General features: G+C 49.7%; 19 protein-coding genes. 1 reads left to right on the forward strand and 18 read right to left on the reverse strand.

Translation table 11 applies throughout. The features are described 5' to 3' along the window. The 13 genes from B0I18_RS14010 to B0I18_RS14070 all read right to left on the reverse strand — a co-directional run bounded on the left by B0I18_RS14010 (position 1) and on the right by B0I18_RS14070 (position 16,134). Entirely contained in the window at positions 1–1,158 is a 1,158-nt protein-coding gene (locus B0I18_RS14010; RefSeq protein WP_106523354.1) for a glycosyltransferase family 4 protein, read from the reverse strand. After that, the gene (locus B0I18_RS14015; protein WP_106523355.1) at positions 1,155–2,516 is read right to left on the reverse strand and encodes an O-antigen ligase family protein; all 1,362 of its coding nucleotides are present in this window, start codon (positions 2,514–2,516) and stop codon (positions 1,155–1,157) included. The genes B0I18_RS14010 and B0I18_RS14015 overlap by 4 nt, the downstream gene beginning before the upstream one ends. A gap of 102 nt (positions 2,517–2,618) precedes the next feature. Next, positions 2,619–3,746 carry a polysaccharide pyruvyl transferase family protein gene (locus tag B0I18_RS14020; protein WP_106523356.1) on the reverse strand — a complete coding sequence of 376 codons (1,128 nt, stop codon included), beginning with the start codon at positions 3,744–3,746 and terminating at the stop codon, positions 2,619–2,621. Positions 3,747–3,756: 10 nt separating this feature from the next. Beyond that, positions 3,757–4,767, reverse strand: a complete 1,011-nt coding sequence (locus tag B0I18_RS14025; protein ID WP_106523357.1) for a nitroreductase family protein — start codon at positions 4,765–4,767, stop codon at positions 3,757–3,759. Continuing rightward, positions 4,764–6,275: an MATE family efflux transporter gene (locus tag B0I18_RS14030; RefSeq protein WP_219905978.1), complete on the reverse strand. Its 1,512-nt coding sequence runs from the start codon at positions 6,273–6,275 to the stop codon at positions 4,764–4,766. Before B0I18_RS14030 ends, B0I18_RS14025 begins: the two co-directional genes overlap by 4 nt. A gap of 90 nt (positions 6,276–6,365) precedes the next feature. Continuing rightward, positions 6,366–6,728, reverse strand: a complete 363-nt coding sequence (locus tag B0I18_RS25505) for a phosphomannose isomerase type II C-terminal cupin domain (RefSeq protein ID WP_106523359.1) — start codon at positions 6,726–6,728, stop codon at positions 6,366–6,368. A gap of 6 nt (positions 6,729–6,734) precedes the next feature. Continuing rightward, entirely contained in the window at positions 6,735–7,742 is a 1,008-nt protein-coding gene (locus B0I18_RS14040) for a mannose-1-phosphate guanylyltransferase (RefSeq protein ID WP_106523360.1), read from the reverse strand. Between the two features lie 34 nt (positions 7,743–7,776). After that, positions 7,777–10,158, reverse strand: coding sequence for a GumC family protein (locus tag B0I18_RS14045; protein ID WP_106523361.1), 2,382 nt, complete (start codon positions 10,156–10,158; stop codon positions 7,777–7,779). Positions 10,159–10,215: 57 nt separating this feature from the next. Then, complete coding sequence (locus tag B0I18_RS14050) at positions 10,216–11,043, reverse strand: polysaccharide biosynthesis/export family protein (RefSeq protein WP_106523362.1); 828 nt, start codon at positions 11,041–11,043, stop codon at positions 10,216–10,218. A gap of 82 nt (positions 11,044–11,125) precedes the next feature. Then, positions 11,126–12,718: a hypothetical protein gene (locus tag B0I18_RS14055; RefSeq protein ID WP_106523363.1), complete on the reverse strand. Its 1,593-nt coding sequence runs from the start codon at positions 12,716–12,718 to the stop codon at positions 11,126–11,128. Between the two features lie 58 nt (positions 12,719–12,776). Further along, positions 12,777–13,478 (reverse strand): hypothetical protein, encoded by a 702-nt coding sequence (locus B0I18_RS14060; RefSeq protein WP_106523364.1) that lies wholly within the window; start codon positions 13,476–13,478, stop codon positions 12,777–12,779. A 2-nt stretch (positions 13,479–13,480) separates the two neighbouring features. Further along, positions 13,481–14,899: an undecaprenyl-phosphate glucose phosphotransferase gene (locus tag B0I18_RS14065; protein WP_106523365.1), complete on the reverse strand. Its 1,419-nt coding sequence runs from the start codon at positions 14,897–14,899 to the stop codon at positions 13,481–13,483. Positions 14,900–15,387: 488 nt separating this feature from the next. Beyond that, positions 15,388–16,134 (reverse strand): tyrosine-protein phosphatase, encoded by a 747-nt coding sequence (locus B0I18_RS14070; RefSeq protein ID WP_106523366.1) that lies wholly within the window; start codon positions 16,132–16,134, stop codon positions 15,388–15,390. 120 nt (positions 16,135–16,254) lie between these two features. On the opposite strand from B0I18_RS14070, the gene B0I18_RS14075 reads away from it, so the two are divergent. Next, entirely contained in the window at positions 16,255–16,488 is a 234-nt protein-coding gene (locus tag B0I18_RS14075) for a hypothetical protein (protein WP_106523367.1), read from the forward strand. Positions 16,489–17,311: 823 nt separating this feature from the next. Here the strand turns inward: B0I18_RS14075 and B0I18_RS14080 are convergent. Genes B0I18_RS14080 through B0I18_RS14100 form a run of 5 tightly spaced genes read right to left on the reverse strand, consistent with a single transcriptional unit; the run spans position 17,312 to position 23,074 of the window. Beyond that, positions 17,312–17,884, reverse strand: a complete 573-nt coding sequence (locus tag B0I18_RS14080; RefSeq protein WP_106523368.1) for a hypothetical protein — start codon at positions 17,882–17,884, stop codon at positions 17,312–17,314. Beyond that, a complete protein-coding gene (locus tag B0I18_RS14085; protein ID WP_181358474.1) occupies positions 17,877–19,346 on the reverse strand; it encodes a condensation domain-containing protein in 1,470 nt (489 codons plus the stop codon). The genes B0I18_RS14080 and B0I18_RS14085 overlap by 8 nt, the downstream gene beginning before the upstream one ends. Positions 19,347–19,357: 11 nt before the next feature. Next, a complete protein-coding gene (locus B0I18_RS14090) occupies positions 19,358–20,614 on the reverse strand; it encodes a condensation domain-containing protein (RefSeq protein ID WP_219905979.1) in 1,257 nt (418 codons plus the stop codon). Positions 20,615–20,633: 19 nt separating this feature from the next. After that, a complete protein-coding gene (locus tag B0I18_RS14095; protein WP_106523371.1) occupies positions 20,634–21,845 on the reverse strand; it encodes a glycosyltransferase in 1,212 nt (403 codons plus the stop codon). An 8-nt stretch (positions 21,846–21,853) separates the two neighbouring features. Beyond that, the gene (locus B0I18_RS14100) at positions 21,854–23,074 is read right to left on the reverse strand and encodes a glycosyltransferase (protein WP_106523372.1); all 1,221 of its coding nucleotides are present in this window, start codon (positions 23,072–23,074) and stop codon (positions 21,854–21,856) included. Positions 23,075–23,096 lie beyond the last annotated feature (22 nt).

The following is a 23,096-nucleotide window of genomic DNA, read 5'->3' on the forward strand; positions in this document are numbered from 1 at the left end:
TTATTTGTATATTTTAGTAAACTGGTTCACATTATAAGCACGGGGCTCTTTACTGTCGTAGGTTTCCGGGTCGGGCTGCCGGTTTTGCGCCCGTTGCTGGTGTATAAAATTCTCCATGGCCCGGCTTAAGGCTATACCCGTGGTATCCTGCATAACGATGCCGGTACCCTGCGCTACATACTCGGGCAAACCGCCAACAGGCGATACGATCACCGGTTTTTCCAGGGCGAAAGCCGTCATCATCACACCACTTTGCGTGGCATCGCGGTAAGGACATACGACCACATCGCTTTCCCCGATAATGGTTACCAGCTCTTCATTTTCGATATGCCGGATCCGGCAGTCGAGTTGCTGCCCGGGCAGTGTCGCGGCATCGAGCACATAGCCGCCTACGGGTTTGCCGGCTATAATAAAGCGGGCTTCGGGATAACGTGCGCCGATAAGAGCGGCAGCTTCGATAAACAGGTCGATGCCTTTATAAGTAGCCAGGCGACCCACAAAGGCAAAGGTGATCTGCCCGGGGATACCGCGCTCCGTATGCCGGTAGTTGCGGTAAAAAGTATAAGGCGTAAGTCGCAGGTCGGTTATCTTACGGCCGTCTTCGAAAGCGGCCAATAACTCGCTGCTGTATTTTGAAAAACATACAAAACGGCCGGCAGAGCGGAATATGGCTCTTTTGATCAAAGCGCGTTTAAGGCTCTTCTCCCCGCTGTGCGGTTTGGGATCGTGTACATTAAGCACAAAGCGCTTTTTGTTCAACGTAAAGAAAGGCACCATCCATAACTGCCTTATCGAAAAGTCGTCGTAATGAATATAATCCGGGTTGATCATCCGGAAGGAAGCCCTTATAGCAAAGCTTTTACGCCAGGCATACAGGGAGATGCTCCTGTTTATACCGAAGATGACGAAATTAACGGCCTTCAGTTTTTCAAAATAGGGCTTGTAGTAGTCCAGGTTCCAGCGGTCCTGTACCTCTGCAAAAGGCGTGATTGTTTTATAATCGTTCAGATCGGCATCCAGGTTAAAGATATTGGCCCGCAAGCTTTCCGGCGCCAGCTCAATATACAGATACACTTCGTAATGCTCCGCAAGCTGACGTACCACTTCCAGGGCTACGTCTAGAAAATAAATATGGGTGTAATAGATAATCTTTTTCATGGTACTGCTTTGCGGAGATAGGTTTTCTTGTCGAGGGCAAAATGGCCGAGGAATATTGCGGTTCCGAATATCGATGCGTCGAATGGCGCCCAGCCAAAGAAACCATACAGGAAATAGGAGATCAGGATACCTACATACATTAGATTAAATATACGCAGGGGATAACTGCTGATCCGGATGGACTTGGAATACCTGCCGATACTGCCGAAGAAAAAACAGATCCAGACGATCAGCCCGATTGCCCCGGTTTCCACCAGCACAATCAGGTGGATATTGTGGATGGGATTGGTCAGGAAGAAGTCCAGCACCTTTTTACCGCCGAAAGGATCGAAATTCAATACATGCGACATATAAAACACGTGCGCATTGACCCCGATACCGAAGTAAGGCGAGTTCCTCCAGGACTCGTAACCCAGCGCCCAGTGGATCATGCGGTTCTCCACCTGTACTTCCGAATCGCTTTTGAGGAAGAGCTCGCTCAGGGGTGTAAAGTAGAGGACGAACAGGATGGAGGAAAACAGCAGCAGGGAGCGCAGGATGATACGCGGGGTAAAAATACCGCGGCCCCTGCGCACTACGAACAGGATAGCAACCACCGCCATGGTTACGATATACGTGGTACGGGAATAACTCAGGAAGATGATGACGGCCGCCATGGCAAAGGCCTGCAGGCAGCGCCGTTTCTGGTAATTATTAAAATAACAGGAAAAGAAAAAGGTAACGGCAATAAGCGTAAACAGCGCCATATGGCTCGGGTGCTTAAAGGTGCCGATGGCCGAGGTATAGCCCTCCCTGCGCTCCGCCCACTTAAGCGCCGACTCGCCCCTGAAGAGGGTACTGAAATAGGTAAGGCCCATAACCGGGTAAAACATACACAGGATGAACTGCATCACCATGGTAATGAACAAACCATCGAAAACACCGCGCAGCACGGCCGCCCGGCTAAAGTTAGCATCGATCAGCTTGAGCAGGAACAGCATTTGTACCAGGAAGGAAAAAGGCACCAGTACGGCTGTACGGAAGGGGTTGGCCGGGTTGACGATCGCGATCAGGAAGAAAAACAACAAGAGGTAGATCATCTTGTTCTCCCTGAAGGTAAAGGCTCCCCTGGGCAACTTTGTAAAACCTGATAAAATAAGGATGATGGAAAATATGGAGGTGACTTCGAGCCGGATACCATTACCGAACTCCCCGATAGACTGGTCGCTCGACAGGAATTCGACAAGGGTATAACCATAGGCAAGCGGCAGCGTCTGGACGATCACGCTGACCAGCAAATAACTTTTATTTGCTTGCCGGCTGGATGCCCAGCGGAATACCCCGATTAAAATAATGACTATGACTAATACCCTATCCATAAAACACGAATACTATGCTGATCGCTGTGTTGCGGCAAACCAGCCATTGACCGGTATGCCCGGTCCTGAAGATGTTGTTTACTACCCGGTAATTGTTCCTGTTTAATTCAGGTTGCGCTGGAAGAATGCCAGGGCATCCTCCTGCCAGTCCTTAATGGTCTGGTTTACCGGGTGCCAGTTTATTTTTTTCATACGCAGCTTATCCAGCCGCTCCCGGTCGAAGGCGTACATCAGGTGGTCGGTCAGGTCCAGGCGGCCCAGCAGGCTGTCGATCCGTTCGTTCATACCGGCTGCATGTCCAGAGTTGGGCAATACCACGAAATTCCGGTTGCAGATAATACAGAATACCACGCCATGAAAGGAATTGGTAATAATAAAATCCGCTTTATGTATGGCGGCCACCCATTCTTGAATAGTCAGGTAGTGTGCGCCGGCATAGTCTTCATTGGCCGATACATGCACCACGTTCTGTCCTGCCGTCTGCTGCGCATACTGTATATACTGCCGTTTGTCCTTGATGGCACTGTTGCCCAGGGTATACAGCAATACGTGTTTTTCCTTACCCGCTGCAGCCGGTTGTTCTGTTATGCCCAGTAACTTCAGCCATTCTTCGCGGTTAAACAACAGCGTAGGGTCCGGTACCCAGGTACCGGCCACGCCCAGTTTACGGCAGATCTCCAGGCCGCTCTTTTCCCTTACGCTCACATCATTGAACTTACCGATATGGCGTTCGAACAATTGGGTCGTTACGGGATCCAGTTCTTTTTTACCAAAGCTCGCGGCATAAGACAGTCTTTTGGTCTGTTGTCCGCCAAAGCCCAGCAAAAAGGCTTCGCAGGATACCGAAAAGGAATTGTTCCATACCTGGTCGCTGCCGGCTATATATACATCGGCCTCGGGCGGCGTGGCCACCAGTTGCGGTACCGATTGGTATTCGCCGGTGCTGAATTTCAGGTAGTCTTTTTTAAACACATCAAACTGCCGCGGCTTCTTTAGCTGCTCAAATGCTTTTTTACCTTTATAACGCCGGTTATTCACAAAGCGGGTAAGCTTGAAATCGCGCACTCTTTCCAGGATTGTTTTCTTACGGGCAGCCGGCGCCACCAGTTTATAGCGGATCACGAAAGCCTCATGCCCGTTCTGCTCCAGGAACGTTTGCAGCGCAAATACCTGCAGGATCTGTCCGTAATTGCTCTGGCTTTCCCAGAAGGTCATTATTCCTATCTTCATAAAATCCTGTTTAGAGCACAGTCGCTATTTCTGCTAAAGGTTTCCGGGCCGATACGGCAACTTTATATTGTTCTTTCAGGTTGCCTACGGCGATAAACATAATGGGCACGCAATCGCTGTCGAGGTCCATCACTTTATTAAATGCTTCGTTCTTCTTGGCGGTATAACTGGTATTGAGACAACAGGTGCCCAGTCCTCGCGCGTGGAGCGCCATCACTACCGACATGGCAAACATGCCACCGTCGATAAATACCTGGTTGCGTTCGTAATCGAAAAACGCGGATAATTTACCGGTAATCACGATCAGGGTACTGATATACTCGCCAAAGCCACGGTTACCGTTTTGTACACCCAGGAACTTTTGCTTGAGCTCCGGGTTGCTATGGTCTACCACATAAGCCTTCCAGGCCTGCCTGTTACATACCGAAGGTGTAAAACGGGCATCGTCCAGGGCTTCCATTACCAAGGCTGTATCCACGGGGATGTCGGTAAAGTCGCGGGTACTGAAACGCGAACGTACAAACCTGCTGTAGTCAAAATGGATACTGTTATCGATATCTGTTTTCCGTATTTCTTTGGTGCCGCCCCCATTATTCACATGGTCCAGGATCTCGGTCTTGGCCAGTAATTTTTCGATCATCGGGATCACCGGGTTGGCCTTGGTATTGGAACGGGCATCGAACGCGCAGTATTCTTTCAGGGTTTTGAGGGTAATATCCGTCGTGCTGTCGTAACCATAACAGTTGATATAATGTTCTGTTTCGCGGATCAAGCGGGTAATGCGCTCTACGCCAAAACCCTGGCGGGCATTACGCAGGGCCATTCCCTTTTCTACCGCATGGTACTCCTTGATGAGGAAGGCCTGCAGGTTATCTTTCGTTTTTAAATGAATAGAAGCATAGTGCTTCCGGTACCGTTTATAGTCGTAGCAAAAATCCTTCACGATAGCGAGCAGTGATTTTTGATGCCTGTAAAAGGTCTTTACAGAACGGGGAACAGCTTTTTTAATCAACGCGATCATGGATTGGAATTTTTTAACCTGAACGAACTTTTATTACCCGGTAACTTGGACAGCAGGCTGTTTTTAAGCCGCTGTATCATTTCTTTTTCATCGTCGTTAAGCCCGGCAAAATAGATAGCCGGTAAAAATGCGGCGAACGAAACAGCAACGGTGATCAGTACCCGCCAGGCATCGGCATGCATACGCCCGGTAAGCATACATACCCCGATATTGATGGCCGTGGGCAGGGCTATTTTGAATATAACACGGTCAAAGTATTGTCCGACCTGCATGCCTGCTTTCGCTTTCAGGAAATACAGGCGGGCCGCGCAAGCCAGGAATTCGATAACACAAAACGAAACCAGGACGGTATAAGCCGGCAGGCGCATATACAACAGGATATACGAAACCGGCAGGTTAAGCAGGATCAGCGAACCGATCACGACCTGGTACCCCTTGATATTACCGGTAGCCTGTATCGCAGACTGCAGGCCTATGGTCATCTGGCTGATCAGGGTACCGACCAGGATCAGGCGGCAAAACACTACGGTGCTTTCGGGCACATTTTTAAGCCAGAGCTTAAGGATAACGGGCATTTCAAAGATGCAGGGAATGGCGAAAACAGCCAGCAGGAAAAACCCGAATTTACTCGCGATCAGCGATAAACGCAGCATCCTGTCCCGGTCGCCCTGCCCTTCGCTTTTCATGATCTGCGGGTTAAGGGCGCGCAACATGGTTGCGGAAAAAAAACTCAACTGCGATGCTACCTGGTTGGCAATGCCATAAGCCGCGTTGGCAATCGTACCCAGGAAGATATTGAGCAGGATCGCCAGGCCTTGCGATCGGCCCACCCCGCAAAGGGATCCGAACAGGTTCCAGCCTGCAAAAGAGGTAAGCTCTTTAAGCAGGGGCCGGTCTACCCGGGTAAGACCGGAGATATTGCACTCATCATATTTTTTAAAACAATAAAAAGCATACAACAGGAAGCTGACTACACTCACACCGGCCGTCAGCAGGCCGTACATGGTCAGCTTGTCTTTAGTGATATGCAGCAAGGCTATGGCAATAGCCAGTTTCAGCAAGGTTTCCAGGATGTTCACGATCGCGATCCACAACATGTTTTCGTGGGCGATCAGCGACCCGTTAAAGGGTACGGCTACAACGGTAAAGAATACGGTAGCCGACATAAAGTGATAGATCGTTTTTGCTTCGGCAATCCTGTTTAGGGGTATATTGAGAAAGCCGTCGAAAAGAAACAGGCCGCATAACTCGAGCACCAGTACCAGGAACAGCCCGATAGCGATGTGGAGCAGCAAACTATTGGCAAAGACCTTACGTTGCATCTCCCGGTCCATTTTGCCCTGGTAATAGGACAGGAAACGCTGGGTAGAGGTAGTCATGGCGGCATTGAGGAACGACAGCATGGCGATAACGCCGGCAACGAGGTTAAAAATACCGTAATCCGTGCTGCCCAGGGCATTGAGCACCAGCCGTGTCGCATAAAGCGAAATGGCCATTGTAAATAACATTCTACCGTATAGTATCCCCGTATTGAGGGCTACTTTGTTTGCTGCCTGCATGATACTTTTATTCTGTATAAACTGTCTTCCTGTCCCGGATTATTCTCTTGCGTAGTCGTCTTCGATACGGATAATATCATCTTCCCCGAAATAGGTACCCAACTGTACTTCGATCATTTCGAGCAGCTCGGCGCCGGGATTCTGTACGCGATGCCGGGCGCCCTGTGGTATAATCACCACCTGGCCGGGCGTATAATCGGTCACCACATCTTCGAGCGTAACCCGGGCTACGCCTTTAACGATGGTCCATACTTCGGAACGGTGATGATGATACTGGTAGCTTAAACGGCCACCGGGGTTAACCTCGATATGTTTTACTTTATGGGTCGCCGTATCTTCCAGTACCCAATATTGGCCCCAGGGGCGGATATCATGCTTGCTGTCTGTCGTGGTTTGTTCCATCGCTGATTATTTTAATAGTTCAGGTTTTTCCTGTTCCAGTCTTTCGTATACGTTTTTTACTTCCTGGCTTTTTTCCCTGGGTAGTACCAGTATCGCATCTTCTGTTTCCACGAGGATCATATTTTCCATCCCGATAAATTCCACATGCTTGGACGAACCCAATACCAGGTTATTGCCCCGCCCGGGTTCCGGCTGTTTTTTGCCCCTGCTTTCTTTATAGTCCCATAAAGCGCCAAACGAACCCAGGTCGCTCCAGGTAAAGGTTGCCGGCACTACCTTAAGGCGTTGCGAATGCTCCATTACCGCATAATCCACGCTCAATGCGGGTATCATACGGCTCTGTTCATCGGGCAGGAAGTCGTACGACTTATTTTCCCATGCCTGGCGCGCGGCGGCCAGCAGTTCGGGTTGATACAGGCCGAGTTCTTCGAGGAATACGCCTGCTTTGAAACAGAACATACCGCTATTCCACAGGAAACGGCCGCTTTGCACGAAGGAGGATGCCGTTTCGTAATCCGGTTTCTCCCGGAATGATTTTACATCGTTACCCTCGAACTCGATATAACCATAACCGGTTTCGGGCCGGTCGGGACGGATACCAAAAGTTACCAGGTTGTTTTCGCCGGCCAGGCGCACCGCTTCGGTTACGGCTTCGGTATAAGCGGGCACACCATCGATCACATGATCGGAAGGAGTTACCAGCAATACATCTTCCGGGTCACAACTCAATGCCGCAAAAACAATAGCAGCAGCGGTATTCCGGGGCCAATACTCGATAATACTCTGGTAGTCGCCATAACCCAATCCTTCCATGTTTTTACGGGAAAGCTTGTAGTTATTGATATTGCCCACTACGAGCTGCCGGTCGCAAAGCTCGCGGTTGCGCATGGCACAAAGCTGGAACAGGGTTTTGCCTTCAAATAAAGGAATATACTGTTTGGGACGGGATTTCCGGGAAAGCGGCCAGAGCCTGCTGCCCACGCCTCCGGAAAGTATTACATGAATCAAAGACATACAATGTTTTTAAAAATCAGGAGCAACCCATTTATCAGGCCATCTCTTTTTTACGGCCTTTCCACCACTTCTTCGGCTGATCGGCCTCTTCGCCATAATAGCCATAACCATATCCGTAACCGCTGCCGCCATAGTAACCGGCATATTTCTTATAGTTCACATCATTCACCACAAGACTCAGTCTCGGCATTTTCTTCTCGCGGTAAATAGCTTCCGGCAATTTCAGCTGGTCTTTATGCGTAACGCCCACACGCACCAGGTATAAGGTAGCATCGGCATGCATGCTCAGCAATTGCGCATCGGTAACCAGGTTAGGCGTGGTATCTACGATAATATAATCAAAGTTTTCGCGCAGGTAAGCAAACATGCTGCGGGTACGGTCGAGCAGCAACAGCTCTGCAGGGTTGGGCGGTATCGGTCCGCTCGGCATAATGTACAGGCCCGGGTATTCCTGGTTGGGATAAAGAATATCCTCGATATTGGCCTGCCCGATGGCATAGTTACTAAAACCCTGGCCGGCCTGTACGCCCAGGCTCTGCGAGATCCTGGGTTTACGCAGATCGAGCTCCAGCAGGGCTACCTTTTTACCGGAAAGCGCCATTACCACGGCAAGGTTGGTCGACACAAATGATTTACCCTCGCCCGGCATGGAAGACGTCAGCATAATTACCTTGTTCTCATCACCGGCCAGCAGGTACTGCAGGTTGGTACGCAACATCCTGAATTGCTCGGCAATAGGACTGCGGGAGGTTTTCGTAACTACGATAGCGCCCCCCACATCGTTGTGCCCGATCTCGCCCAGGATCGTAGCCTGGGTACCGTTTTCGATATCGGCACGGGTAGAGATCTTGGTGCTCAGCAATTCCTTGAGATACACCAGTGCAAAAGGTATTAACAGGCCCACCAGTACGGCAGCGGCCAGTATCAGCATCTTCTTGGGTTTGAAGGGCCTGCTCTCCGATTTGGCGGCATCGATTACGCGGGCATTGGCGATGGTCGACGATTTGGAGATCGCAGCTTCTTCGCGTTTCTGCAACAGGAACAGATAAAGCTCCTGTTTGATGGCCTGCTGGCGGCTGTAATCCAGGAACTCGCGCTCCTTGGCTGGTACCTGCCTGATCTTGGACTCCAACGATCCGGACTTGCGGCGCAGCTCGTTAACCGCCACCTGCATACTGCTCTTCAGCGAGCTTAGGTTGGCTACCAGGTCGCCCCTTAAATTCATCAGCTGACCATCCAGGCTTTTTACCATCGGGTTATCCTCTGTAGAGCTCAGCAGCATACGTTCGCGCTGCATCAACAGGGTATTGTATTTATCGATGATATTACTCAGCGAGGCGTCCTGCACCATCATCGATGCCGGTACGATACGCAGGTTATTGATATTGGCGTTAAGGTGATTTTGCAGGGCTTCGATCACGCTCAGCTGCACCTCTTGCTGGGCAAGGCTTTTGGCATATTCACTCGTATTGTCGATCAGTGCTTTGGACTGCTCGGTAATATTAGCCAGTTCGTTGCGTTGCATGAACATCTGGATGTTCTTTTCGATATTGGCCAGTTCTTCCCCGATGGTCAGCAGGCGGATATCGATAAAGGCCGTGGTGCTGTCGGCAATACGGTTATTGTCATCCACATTGGCCTGCATATAAACTTCGATCAGTTTATTCAGGATGTCTTCGCCCTTGGAAGGTATGCTGCTTTCGAGGGTAAGATTAATAGTACTTACCTGTTTATTCGGGATCTCCGAGGTCAGCGCTTTGGCACAGCCGGCCGTTACCTGGTCGGTATTGGCTGCCACAAAAGAATACACCTGGTTGTCTGCGGGCACAAGATCGCCTGCAGTGCGCACAAACACGGCCTTACCCGCAGGCAGCGTCAGCGTATCGCCCCAATGGCCGCTCCAGCTGCGTTTGTCTTTATCTTTAAGTACGAATTTATCTTTACCGTTCAGGCTCAGTTCGTACTTCAGCGGATCGGTCTTCAGCAGCTCTTCGTCGAAGGCCAGGAAGTATACTTTAAATGGCAACTGCGCGTCGTAGTACTGGATATCCTTCAGTCCCTTGTGTACAAAATAAGTAACGTTAAGCTGCATATCCCTTACCACGCGGTTCATCAGGGTATAACTCTGGATGATCTGCAGCTCATTATCTACATTGCTGGCGCCGCCAAGCAGGCCTATATTCTGCAGCATGGACATATCCTTGCTGCCGGACATTTTATTATCCTGGTCCTTGATCAGTATGGAGGCATTGATCTTGTAGGCTGGTACTGAAAAATAAAGATAAGCGACGGTTAACCCTGCCGTCAGTATGCCGCACAAAAGCATCCACGGCCATATGGATAGTGCTTTGTTAATAATCTTACGGATATCAACGCCCTGTTGTTCTTCTCTGAATTCAAATTCCTCTTGTTGCATTATAATAAGCTTAAGACTGCTATAGTTGATAGTTTCAGGTAATAGAGATAATGGATCTTAGAAATTAACCCTGGTAGCAATAATAACCAGCAGGGACAGTGTAGAGGCTATAATGCCGTAAGTCCTTACCATAGAGGCATCGGTTGCGGCTGCCTTGCCTTTGCCCGGTTCCACGTACACCACATCGCCCTGCCTCAGGTAATAATACGGAGACTGGATCAGGTCCGTAGAGTTCAGGTTGAAGCGGATCATCTTCTGTTTGTCGCCATCTCTTCTTACCAGCATCACGTTTTCACGTTTACCATAAATCGTCATATCTCCCGCAAGCCCGAGCGCGTCGAGTATCGTCGCTTTTTCGCTGGCCACCAGGTAAGAGCCCGGTTTCAGTACCTCGCCCAATACCGTCACTTTAAAATTGGCCAGCCTTACGTTCACTACCGGCTCTTTATAAAACTGGAGCACTTTAAGCCTGATGGCTTCTTTGGCATCGGAAGTAGACAAGCCCCCAACTTTTACCTTACCGGCAATCGGCAGTTCTATATTACCTTCTTTATCGACCAGGTAACCGGCAATGTTGCGGTTGGCATTATTGGCCAGCGGATTACTCGACGACAACGGATCCTGGATCATATCCATCTGCCCGTTGGTACCCGTACCCGTGGTAGCCGCATCGAGCGTCAATACGGTAACCTGTAAGATATCGTCCGGCTGGATCTGGATATCTTTATAGGGCTGCGCCGCCACCTCTATGCCATTGCGGTACATATACGCACTATCCGATACATTCTTAAAATAAGGAACGTTCTTATAACTTTTACAGGACTGCATGGCTGTAAGGGCAAGCAATGCAGACAAAATAATAAGTAAGCGTTTCGATTTCATCATGGTTACTGCTACATTAATAATCCCCGGTGGACAAGCCTTTTCAGGAATTTGTTTATTGGTTTTACTTTACGTGTTTAAAAATCTAGTTACAAAAGCTGGCTTCTTCCGATTTGGGTACGATTACCGTTACCTGGTTGCCCGGACGGTCGGCCAGCTTACCCGTTACCAGGGTCGACCGGTTGCCGCCCCATATCACTTTAAAGTCATAAGTCGTATTCACATCCAGGTTCTGTGTCGAAAAGCGGCCGTCCCGTACCAGGCCCAGCATCTGGAACTGGTTGGTATGCGGCAGGGCATACAATACATAAAATGTAGGCCTGATATAGGTTTTCTTATTGCTGCAATACCCCTCGATATCAAAGTACAGGGGCTCTTTGTTTTGCGGATCTATCGTTACGGAGCCGCTGCCGGAACAGGCGTTGCCCGTCCATACGCCTATGGCCTGTCCGTGTTTCATAAAATTATACACCGGGTTGTCTAAACCCGAGGGATAAACTTTTACGGTTACATTGCCCGCAGGCAGGTTAGCGAGCGGTAAGGATTCCTGGTCGGCTACCTGCACCTGGCGCGAGTATACGGGCGTGAATTGGTCATTGCCGGCAAAAACATCCATACGGAATACCTCGGTTCCTGCAATACCGGTGTTGAACCGGATACTGGTCGCATTACAAACATTACCCGACCTGGCAAGCGTATGCGCACCGGTCCGGTTAATATTAAACTGTGCAATTAATTTAGCGTTGCTGGTACTGATCTTTGTGGCTGCGGCAATATTCCAGATTGCGGTACCCTGTGTAAATCGGAACACACCGATGCTGTCGCCATCGGCAAAATTACGGCCCGCTGCCGGGTTCCATTGCTGGTTGTTTACCCCCATGGTTACTACCGCGCTATTGGTAAACGTGGCTACATTTTTGCCATCGAGTGTGGCTAAGAGGTAGACGAAACCCGCAGTCTGGAAAAAAGCGGAGCTGGTATTATTCTGTGCATCGCGCAACAGGTTCGTGCTGCGTTGCCCACCCGGAAAGGCATCCAATGCAGCGGCGGTACGGGCGTCGAAATGGACAAGGGTCAGCGAAAGCGTACTGCCGCTCAGTGTATTGCCGGCTTCATCTTTAAACTTCAGGCCCGCAGGCAGGTTGAGTATAGCCGACTCCTGCTTGCCCTGTGTCGAAGGGGTGATCAGCGTTGTGGCTTCCGGCAGCGCGTTGCCCGCCAGGCTGATACTGGCCCGTTTTACTGAAACGCCCGCCGGTGGCGCGCTCGGGTTAACCAGTTCTACCGGTATAAACTGCACCAGCTGGCCATTCAGGATCGTAACCGGTACCGTAACGGGCAAACAACCGGTGGCCGTTACTTCTACGGTAAACTGGATCGGGTTACCCGGATCAGGATTGCGGTCGGCCAGCAAACCCAGCGATATAAACCCGTCAACAACGGTTAGTTTCTTATTACCGCTGATCTCGTACATACTGCCCGCATCCTTGCCGCTCAGCCGGATATTGACACCGGTAGGCGTATGCGCAAGATCGGCCGCATTATAAAACTGCAGGGCAACCGTGTATTCGAACAACTGGGGGGCAATATTGAGGCTGAGGCCGTCGGTAGGCTTTTTGCAGGCGCTGAAAAACAGGCAGAGCAATACAACAGGTACAAGACCCGCTTTTTTTCCCATTGCTTTTATGTAGTTAATCGTTTTCAGTCTGTTTATTATTTTAAATAAAGTACGGCGCTTATTTTGCACCGAACCGGTAGTTAAAAGCAACCTGTAACAAAGGCAGCCAGCGATAATTATTAAGATTCTCCTTCAGTACGGCTTCGTTCTTTTCATTGCCCGACAGGTAACCGGTATCTTCGATATGTACATCCAAAGGACCAGCCAGGTAATAAGTACCGAGGTCGAAAGTAACGGCAAAGCGGTTGTCGCGGAATGCTTTCAGGAAGCCCAGTCCCAGGTAAGGCGCTATACCCTGACGTTTGATCCGGGCGGTAAGTGTACCGATATCCTGCCGTTTGATCTTCAGGTCGCCATAGTCGTAACCCTCGCCGGGCCGCAGGTCCATGGTCGTGCGCATGGCAAAGAAATAGGCCAGTCCTGCCGATACCCGGAAGCCTGGTTTCCTCCGGAAAGGACGGTAATCGGCGAGCAGGTGTACGGCGCCTACGGCATTGTCAAAACGGCCTTCGACCTTCAGGTCGCCCAGTTGGGCAGGAACACCGAAGGCAAAGGGCATCCAGGTAATACCGGCATGTACCTGCCAGCGATCGTTCAGCCCCAGTCGTACGCCGCCGCCCAGGCCGCTTGTGCCCAGCAACAGGCTTACGGCAAGCGGGTGGCTGGTGGCGGTAGTATCGGCCGCTGCCTCCTGCGCCCGGCCGGTTAAAGCCGGCAGCAAAGCCATAAGACATCCCAGGAAGCAGGTTTTCCAATTCATGATCAATATGCGTTTTTCTCGCCTTTCAATATGTTGTATACAGTGAGGAATATTATTTTCATATCCAGGAGAAAAGACCAGTGTTCGAGGTACCATACATCTGCCTCTACCCTTTTGGCCATATCTTCGATGGTGCGGGTTTCGCCGCGATGACCGTTTACCTGCGCCCAGCCTGTAATACCGGGTTTCAGGAAATGACGGACCATAAATTTGTCGATGAGTGCAGAATACTGTTCTGTATGCGAAAGCATGTGTGGACGCGGACCAATAACCGACATATTACCGATCAGCACATTGATAAACTGTGGCAGTTCGTCGAGACTGGTCTTTCTTAAAAAGGCGCCCACCTTGGTTACCCGTTTATCATTCTTGGTGGCCTGCATCTTATCCGCATTTTCGTTTACGGTCATACTGCGGAACTTAAGACAGTGAAACGGCTCATTACTCCTGCCGGAGCGCTTTTGCCGGAACAGCACCGGGCCTTTGGATTCCAGTTTGATCAGCAAGGCTATAACCGGGTACAGCCAGCTTAATACAAAAGTGATGACGAAGAGGGAAAAGCCGATATCGAAAAGGCGCTTGAATACCGCATTCTGGATATTCTCCAGTGGCTCTGCCCTACCGGTAATCACCGGTATGTTATCGATCATTTCGATAGAAGCCGTGCCCGGAAAATATTCATAGTAGTCAGGTACCAGCCGGAAACGGGTCAGGTTGCGATCCGCTTCATGCATCAGGAGGTCTACGTTTTCCTTGCTTACGCCGGGCAGTGTGCAGAACAGTTCATCTACACGGTTATTACGCATAAAAGGAATACAATCGTTGGCTTTGCCCAGATAAGGACTGGCCAGCTCGCCTTCGTGGAAGTCGTTATGCTCATCATGAAATATGCCCATGATGTTATAATCCGTGCCGGCCCTTTCGGTAAACAATTGCGATAAAGTGCGGGAAGAAGGACTCTGACCTACGATAACGATGTTCTTGCGTTTTACGCTGGCCTTTTGCCTGTTGCTTTTCCGGATGATAAGGAGGATAAGCCGCCCCAGGAAAAGCCCTGCTGCAAAGCATAACAGGAAAGTGAGATAAAAAAAGATATGTTTATACAGGAACAACACGAAAAGGTCGTTCTGCATAGACAGCGAAAATACCACCGACAGGCAGAAGCAAAAAAAGATAAAAGCCTTGATGGTGCGGTAATAGATGGAAATCGAATTGCGATAGAGATAATTGTCGTAAAGCTTAAACACCACCTGGATAAAGATCCAGCCCATATTGATGATCAGGCCGTAAGGCAATGCCTGCCGCAGCAATACGATATTAGTTCCGAAGAACAGATAGTAAGCCGTCAGCAGGGACAGGTTTAAAATAAATATGTCGAAAAAGAAATTAATCCACTTAAGATAGCGTAAAACACAGGGCATAAATTATATATTTATAATTTATAAATAAATAGAGGCCCACTTAAATCCTGAATGTTGTTTTTTATGTAATAAAAAGCTATTACATAAAAAACATACATATTCTATCCCGAAATAAGGTGGACAGAATAAAAAATTAAGTGATTAAATAAGACGGGGAATCGCAAAAATCAACTTAGGCAGATTTTTTTCAGGATACGAAATTTCGTAAGTACAATAGCTGGGAGCATTGCAGGTGTTGGTTTCATAACATTTGGTTAATGTACCCGGTTGGTCAGACCGGATTGGTTAAAAAGTGGTTGGTTCTATATGCAGGAAATTATTACTGCCGAAACAAAAGTACATTTAAAATGAACATATAGCCAAATGAATTTTAATTTAACAAGAAAAAAACAATTAGTTAACATCTGAAATGATTGATTTTCCGTTAGTTGGCTATTGCTCTAGGTTAAAGAAATAGAAATATTAAAATATAGATGAAATAGATATACCTAGAGACTCGCATTCAAAAAATTACCATGTTTAATTTTTGGATAATTTTTTGAATTTAACAACATCGTAAGCGCTTTAATATGCCGTTCGTGGTGGACATCCGATCCGCAGTAGTCGTAAAGACCGGCATTCAGCAAGCGCTCGGCCGCATGTAATACCTCTTTTCCGTAATAACCGGCAAGCGCGATAACATTTAACTGCAACAAACAGCCTTTCTCCTTTAAGTTTTCAAATAAAGATAAGGGGGCATCGTGGTAGAACACATACCGCTCCGGATGGGCCAGCACCGGCACATAACCTTTTGCCTGCACCCTGAACAGGGCATTGTCCAGCATCGGCACCTCCTGCATATAACCCATTTCTACCAATACATGATTGGTATTGCCCAGCGTAAGCAGTGGCGCCGGCGCATCCAGCAGATCCATAAACCCAAAGTCGATCATATATTCGGCAGCGGCACTTATTTCGATGTCTATCCCCCGCTCAGCCACGGCGTGTTGTAGTGAAGCCAGCGCCCCGGCAATGATTTCGGGCGTATTCGGAAAAAAATCGGCATTGATATGCGGCGTGGTAACCAGCTTTTTATAGCCAAAGGCCACCATACTTTCAAGTAGCTTCAGGCTCTGTTCCAGCTCTTTCGGGCCATCGTCTATGCCCGGTATAAAATGCCCGTGCATATCCGCATATAACCAGGCGAGATCTTCCGGTTGTTGTTCTGTCTTTTTTCTTTTAAAAATATTAAACATTCTGGCGTTTATTATGTAGGTATAGGGGAAATAAAAAAAATCCCATGGAGCTGTGCCAGAAATTTGGCACGGTATTTGTTATACTTTAACATAGACACCCGTTTTCAAACTGTATCGTCCATGTCCAGGAAATTACCGATTGAAGAAGTACTGGACCAGTATCGATCTACTTCGCTGTATTTCCGGGTATTGAAAACAGGTGCCGAAATAAAGGTCAAATTTAGCTTAAAAGCATTTCTTTACCAGCAGCAAATTATCGTTGCTTTATGGTCTGATCTGAACCAACTTGGTTTTCAACCGGTAGCAAAAACGTTTTTAGGAAGAATTAGATGCATTAAAATAAAACGTCAATAACAAAGGTTTAGTTTTTTTTTAGGTAAACATTAAGATAATCATCTAGTATTACCTATCTTTGTTCGGCAGAATACCCAAAACAGTACATTTTATTTGCTATAATAAGTTAATGCTTTTATAATTTCTTCAAAAGAAAATCTATAAAAATTAGAAATTCTTGTATTTTAAAAGTATTACGAGTAAAATACATCAAAAAAACATAGGTTATTTGAACAGATCATGTACCTTTGTGTTGATCAACAAATAAGCAGAAAAGTTTGCAACAAGAAGGTTTTAGGTAGGTCGACAACAACAATAAATAATATATCAATATATAAAGATGGTTACTCCATTTGGTTATGGAGTTGGTTCTAAATGCAGCTTCTTTTCAGGAGCTGCTATTTTTTTATATATGTGCCAAATGCCGGCGCGCCGGATGCTGGATTTTAGATGTCATCTAGAGCGCAGCGAAGGAGCTCTTTTTTTTAGTATCAAGTAGCAAGTAGTAAGTAGTAAGAGGGTTGTTGTCATTGGGAGCGTAGCGAAGGATCTCATCCGTAAGCTGGCTTTATAAGCGTGTAAAGAACGAAGTATCAAGAGGGCGACTGTCATCCTGAGCGCAGCGAAGGAGCTCATCGGTAAGCTGGCTTCACCGGCGTGTGGTGCATGAAGTATCAAAAGGACGACTGTCATCCTGAGCATGGCGAAGGAGATCATTAGTTAGCTGGCTTTATGAGCGTGTAAGGCATGAAGCATCAAGAGTTCGATTGTCATCGGGAGCGTAGCGAAGGAGCTCATTAGTTAGCTGGCTTTACCGGAAACAACAAGCATTTACTATCTCCTATTACCCTCCTACCCTTATTACAGCGGCGGCCCGAAGCTGGCCGATGGTCCGGTGCATAAAATAAAGGGCTACAGCGCCGGCATAAATGCCCATCAGCCCGCTCACCCAAAAGCCATTATAGGTATACCCGGCCGGCATGGCGAATTGCAACACGGCCATTACGCATAAAGTAAGCAAAAAGGTTAAACAGGCGTTAAGCAAAGACTGTTTCCAGAGGAATTGTTTGAACCGGAATTGCTCCGGCAGGGAGAACCCGGCCACTTTTTTCCGGAATAGGGTCCGTATTTTATTACTGGTATCGATCGTGACCAGCAAGGGGATGAAAAATGCGAGGGGCAGTAAAAAGCGGGCAATGCAATAGGTACCTTGGAACAGGCTCACCGCTTCGGGTTGTTCAAAACTATGGTAGGGCACCACGGAATTGAAGAAAACATTGGTGGCTGCATAAATGCATATATTTTTCCATACAAACCGTTTCCAGGTCCTGCGATCCAGGACCATAACCTCCGCAGGGGCAGGCAGCGGCACGTTCCACAGGGTTACTTCCTGTATATTATCCTCGATCTTATTCATGGGCAAGCGCTACCGGTACAACATTGTTTTGAAGCAGGGTCATAAATACATCCCGGATCATCGCGGCCCGTTCAGCCGGTAAAAATGTTTCTTCCGAGATAAACGAAAAATCGAACTGTCCTTCGAAGCTGGTTACGACCAGGGTATTGGGATTTTTCCAGGGCAATGCCGTGCTCGGCGAATACACCCGTTTCAACATAAATCCATTATAAGCAACAGGTATATTTATTTTGCCCATATTGGAGAGGGTCACATCATGGCTTCCCGGTGTACTCCGCAGGTGTTTCAGCATTTTATCGGCAGCAGGATGAAAGTACTCCGTAAGCACCAACAGTTGATTCGGTTTTAGTTTACCTACCTTTTGCTGCAGTTCCTGCTTCATACGGCGGGCCTCCTCCCAAAAGGCGCCTGCAGCCTTACCCGCACCACGGAGCTCTACCACCGGGGCAAAGGCAAACATCATGTCTTCTTTAATACCCGGTACCGCCTTGCGGATATCGACCGGGCAGATGAGTTTATTTTTAGCCTGTGCTCCCAGCACCGTACCAAAGGCCTGCAGGAAAGCCGTACCCAGCGCTGCCTGCACCGAGGTGCCGGCAGCCTTACCCGCACCACGGAGCTCTACCACCGGGGCAAAGGCAAACATCATGTCTTCTTTAATACCCGGTACCGCCTTGCGGATATCGACCGGGCAGATGAGTTTATTTTTAGCCTGTGCTCCCAGCACCGTACCAAAGGCCTGCAGGAAAGCCGTACCCAGCGCTGCCTGCACCGAGGTGCCGGCAGCCTTGCAGGCGCTGATCAGTTGCTGCGAAAGCTCGCGGTCTACCGACCAGCGTACCATATAATGCTGCCTGCCCGTAGCTACCGTTTTATTCCGGGTAAGCAGCGAGAGTACGCCACCCGCCACACCGGACAGCAGGCGGGCCTTGAGCAATGCCCCTTTGCCGGGCAACTGCTGCTGTGCCACCAACTCGGATACGAAAGAGAACGAAAGGTAGGATCCTGCGGGTTGGTCCTGACCGGCAATACCCGCCAGCAATTCGCGCATCAGGTTCACGATGGTACCGCCGTCGCAGATACAATGCGGCAATACGATAACCAGGTCGGACACGGTTTCGCCTTTTAACCAGCAAACCCGCATCAGGGGCGCCTGCCGGTAATCGAAGGGTTGTTGCCACTGCGCCATGGCCACCTGCATCCAGTCTTCGTTGCCCTGGCGGGGCAATACCTCCACTGCAGCCTTGGGCGCGGTAGCTGCTATTTCAAAATAAGGCCGTTGCGGCTCATCTTCGCGTATGGCGGCACGCAGCAAAGGATGTTTGACCAGCAAACGGGCAAATGCGGCTTCGATCCGCTCCTGCTGCAGCCGGCCTTCCAGCGTAACCGCGAAAACACAGTTAACGGGCATCGCCCCATTGGCATACATAATGCGTTCTCCGACAATAAGTCTTCTTTTCATAAGGCAATTCATCAGGATTGAGGCTGCAGTTGTAACAGCAGGCCGGTAAGCATATCTTTTATAGCTTCGGCTTCGGTATAGGGTATATACCCTTCGCTGGACACGAAGCTGAAATCCAATTGATTTTTAAACGTAGAAGCAATAAGCGTCGTCGGGTTGCCCAGCGGACCTATTACCGAAGGACTGAAAATCGTATCTACTTTAAAGTTCCGGTATTCGTGGGGGATATTCAGCAAGCCCATATTGGAAAACATACAGTCGTTGCTCGATTTGCCGTATTTCAGGAAATCGATCATACGTGGCAGTACGGCATGCGCCTGTTCGAACATCATCAGCGAATCGTAAGCATTGAGTTTGGCGGTGCGTTTGGTCGCCAACTCCTGCATGCGTTGTGCCCTGGCTGTAAAATCGAGGCCTGGCGTTTTATCCATAGAGAGTACCAGCATCAGGCCAAAGGCAAACATCGCATCTTCCCGGATAGCCGGTGCATACCGGCGGATCTCCACGGGGCAGGTAATTTTATTAAATGCATTTTTGCCCCGCACTACGTCAAAAGCAGTGAGCACGGCCAGGCTGATGGCCGTGTTGACCGTTACACCGGCGGCTTTACATTGCCGGAGCAGGTTCGTGGTTTCGGCTTCTGATAGCTTCCAGTTCAACAGGTAATCCTGCCCGCGGTCCCGGGCTTTCTTTTTTAAAGGCAGGGCATGTAACAGCAGGTAACCTGCCTTGCCCAGCACCCGGGCCTTAATCTTCTTAGTCCGGTTACTCAGTACGGCAAGCGGCACCACATCTTCCAGCCGGGTAAATACCTGTTCGGTACCGATATCGGCGCCCGGCTCGTCCAGCAACAGGAGCAATTCCCGTACCAGCGCCACCGCCGAGCCGCCATCGCACATACAATGATGAAAGACCATCAGCAGTTCCGAAACCGAAGCGCCCTGTATCCATACCAGCCTGATCAAAGGGCCGCTGCCCGTATCGAACGCGGTATTCCATTCCTTTACGGTTTCGGTATGCCAGGTATCTTCCCGGTCGCGCATCACGGTCCTTACCGGTATGGCAGCATGATGCGCCGCGCTTTCGAACCAGGGCATGCCTTTATCGTCGAGCTGTACCGCAGCGGCCAGTATGGGATGCTTTTGCTGCAACCGTCCAAGCGCATGCTGCAACTGGCTTTCGGTAAGCGCACCCTGTATCCGCAAGGGAAACAGGCCGTTGAACGGGGTTATACCATCGTTATACATCATGCGTTCAGCGAACAGCATTTTCCTTTTTATACGGGGTTCAGTCATGGATCATCGCTGGTTTTGACATGGTTTCGGCAGTAAAATTTTCAAGCAGGGATATGGCTTTGGCACTACCGCCTGCCGCTATAAAGGTGTCGCGCACCTGCAATGCGGCTTGCCGGAACTGCGGCTCACGCAGTAAGCGCCATACCGCTTCGCGTACATCAGGCACCCGCATCCGCTTGTAACGGATCTTTAGCCCGCAGCCCGCCTTTTCGATCAATGCCGCCGTATGAAAATGATCGTAGGCAATAGGTGTGATGAGCATAGGCAGGCCGTTCATAAAAGTATCGTTCACCGTATTGAAGCCGCCATGGCAGATTACGGCATCCATATGGGGCATCAGTTCCGACTGCGGTACAAAGCCCTGCACGATAAAGTTGTCGGGCCAGGCATCGATCACCGCCGGATCGGTAGCCGCGATGATCGTAAGTGGTTCATCGCGGAAGGCTTCGACCAGGCGGGTAAAAAATTCTTTACGGATATCGACCAGTAAAGTGCCCAGCGATACGAAGACCTTTGGCGTAGTTACCCGCGACAGGCGTTCCCAATCGAAGGGCGCATGGTTAGGACGACCCTGTACGGGGCCTACAAAATGCATATGCGGCTCCGGATCGGTAAAACCTGCGAAGGCGGCGGAGGTAAAGACGATATTCATTTTATGGGAATGAACAAAAATGCCCTCTTCTTCGATACCCACCCCATATTGCAGATCGCGGATCAGCTGTTGTTGCCAGGCATATACTTTAGGCGCCTGGTTGGCCGTATCTCCCATTACATCGGGTGGTACGGGTGTTGTGGTTACACAGGGTATGCCTTTCTTATAAGCAGCCAGTGCACCGGCAAAAGCGATGCAGTCGTTCACGATCACATCCGGTTGCCACTCGTCGATAACGCGCTCCAGGCCCGGCATCATGATCCGGGCTATGGGTATATACGTTTCTTCGAGCGCCAGTCGCATAACCTCCGGGCCAGACAGGGAAGGGCCGTCATCCTGTCGTTTTAAAATGGCGGCAACCTGCTCCCGGCAGGGTTCCAGCTCTTTTTCCGGAACTATAAAAACACCGCCATCGGGCAGGTGCTCCTGTTGTACCGGAACAATGCCCAGCCAGGCTACCTGGTGGCCCCGGGCGATAAGACCCGCGCCCACGCTGAGCGTAGGACTCAGGTGTCCGAAAAAAGGCGGTACGACAAATAAGTATCTCGACATAGTATCAATTAATATGCAGCGGTTGTTGCAGCAGCAAGGACCGGCGCATTGCGGGTAAATAATGTTTCTAAATGTGCAGCGGCGGTCTTTACGCCACCCGTGGCTTCAAATGAGGTACGGATAAGGTTTGCAGCGTTACGGAAGTGATCCTCTGCCAGCACCTGCAATACCGCATCTTTAAGATGATGCGCCTTAAACCGGTTGAAATTGAGCCGCAGTCCCGCTCCTACCCTTACTACCCTGCCCGCTACATGCGACTGGTCGTAGGCAATAGGGATCACGACCATAGGCAGACCATGGCTCAGGCTTTCGCATACCGTATTGTGTCCGCCATGACAGACAACAGCCTGCAGCTGCGGCAACAGCTCCAATTGCGGCACCCGTTGCTGTATCATAAAATTGGAGGGTACGGTATCGAACAGTTCGGGATCGGAGACGACCACAACACTCAGCTCCGTATCGCCAAAGGCTTCTGCTACTTTAGCAAAGAACTGCCGCTTATGTTCATGATCGAAGGTGGTACCGATGCTGACCAGTATTCGGGGTTGTGGCATCTGCTGAAAAGCTTGCCAATCGAAGGTTGCAGCCACTTTACGGTTAGCGATTACCGGCCCCACGAACCGGAAGGGATCCGGGAGGGCCATCTCGCCGAAAAAAAGTTGCGAAGTAAACACCAGCGTTAATGCATCCGAACAATCGAGGCTTTGCTCCCCGGGCCAGCCCAACTCCTTTTGCAAGGCCACGATCTGCTGTTGCTCCCATTCGTGTACCTTGGGCAGCTCCTGCATGACCTTGATGGCGGCAGGGGCCGTAACCGAAGTGGCATACGGAATATTGAGCTGTCGTGCAGCCACAGCGCCTGCAAACATCTGGTGATCGGCAATCGCCACGTTGGGTGCGAACTGCAGCAATTGCTCCCGGATACCGGCGTACATATAGCGGTTCAGGGGTACCAGCACTTCTTCGTAAAGAAATTTAATACTGTCGATACCATATACGCTTTTGCGGGTAATGATATCTAGATAAGCTTCCGTCTCCTGCTTTTCAGCATCGCTGCTGTCGTAGCGGATCAGCAGCAATTGCCCGCCCGCAGGCAGTTTGTCCTGCAGGGCCGGGTCCAGGCTGATCCAGCCTACCTCGTGCCCCCGGTCCAGCAATTCGCTGCCCAGGCTTAGTGTGGGATTGATATGCCCGGTAAGGGGCGGTACTATAATAGCAAATTTTGCCATGTCCGTTTTTGTAGTAAATCGT

Origin of the sequence: Taibaiella chishuiensis, from assembly GCF_003014535.1 — a bacterium.
Taxonomy (GTDB): domain Bacteria; phylum Bacteroidota; class Bacteroidia; order Chitinophagales; family Chitinophagaceae; genus Taibaiella; species Taibaiella chishuiensis.

Excerpts from the sequence above, each read along its gene's own strand:
- B0I18_RS14015 (WP_106523355.1), bottom strand. The coding sequence starts at position 2,516 with ATGGATAGGGTATTAGTCATAGTCATTATTTTAATCGGGGTATTCCGC.
- B0I18_RS14080 (WP_106523368.1), bottom strand. The coding sequence starts at position 17,884 with ATGAATAAGATCGAGGATAATATACAGGAAGTAACCCTGTGGAACGTG.
- B0I18_RS14045 (WP_106523361.1), bottom strand. The coding sequence starts at position 10,158 with ATGCAACAAGAGGAATTTGAATTCAGAGAAGAACAACAGGGCGTTGAT.
- B0I18_RS14085 (WP_181358474.1), bottom strand. The coding sequence starts at position 19,346 with ATGAAAAGAAGACTTATTGTCGGAGAACGCATTATGTATGCCAATGGG.
- B0I18_RS14060 (WP_106523364.1), bottom strand. The coding sequence starts at position 13,478 with ATGAATTGGAAAACCTGCTTCCTGGGATGTCTTATGGCTTTGCTGCCG.
- B0I18_RS14025 (WP_106523357.1), bottom strand. The coding sequence starts at position 4,767 with ATGATCGCGTTGATTAAAAAAGCTGTTCCCCGTTCTGTAAAGACCTTT.
- B0I18_RS14030 (WP_219905978.1), bottom strand. The coding sequence starts at position 6,275 with ATGTTATTTACAATGGCCATTTCGCTTTATGCGACACGGCTGGTGCTC.
- B0I18_RS14070 (WP_106523366.1), bottom strand. The coding sequence starts at position 16,134 with ATGTTTAATATTTTTAAAAGAAAAAAGACAGAACAACAACCGGAAGAT.
- B0I18_RS14055 (WP_106523363.1), bottom strand. The coding sequence starts at position 12,718 with ATGGGAAAAAAAGCGGGTCTTGTACCTGTTGTATTGCTCTGCCTGTTT.
- B0I18_RS14010 (WP_106523354.1), bottom strand. The coding sequence starts at position 1,158 with ATGAAAAAGATTATCTATTACACCCATATTTATTTTCTAGACGTAGCC.
- B0I18_RS25505 (WP_106523359.1), bottom strand. The coding sequence starts at position 6,728 with ATGGAACAAACCACGACAGACAGCAAGCATGATATCCGCCCCTGGGGC.
- B0I18_RS14020 (WP_106523356.1), bottom strand. The coding sequence starts at position 3,746 with ATGAAGATAGGAATAATGACCTTCTGGGAAAGCCAGAGCAATTACGGA.
- B0I18_RS14095 (WP_106523371.1), bottom strand. The coding sequence starts at position 21,845 with ATGTCGAGATACTTATTTGTCGTACCGCCTTTTTTCGGACACCTGAGT.
- B0I18_RS14065 (WP_106523365.1), bottom strand. The coding sequence starts at position 14,899 with ATGCCCTGTGTTTTACGCTATCTTAAGTGGATTAATTTCTTTTTCGAC.
- B0I18_RS14090 (WP_219905979.1), bottom strand. The coding sequence starts at position 20,614 with ATGCTGTTCGCTGAACGCATGATGTATAACGATGGTATAACCCCGTTC.
- B0I18_RS14050 (WP_106523362.1), bottom strand. The coding sequence starts at position 11,043 with ATGATGAAATCGAAACGCTTACTTATTATTTTGTCTGCATTGCTTGCC.
- B0I18_RS14100 (WP_106523372.1), bottom strand. The coding sequence starts at position 23,074 with ATGGCAAAATTTGCTATTATAGTACCGCCCCTTACCGGGCATATCAAT.
- B0I18_RS14040 (WP_106523360.1), bottom strand. The coding sequence starts at position 7,742 with ATGTCTTTGATTCATGTAATACTTTCCGGAGGCGTGGGCAGCAGGCTC.
- B0I18_RS14075 (WP_106523367.1), top strand. The coding sequence starts at position 16,255 with ATGTCCAGGAAATTACCGATTGAAGAAGTACTGGACCAGTATCGATCT.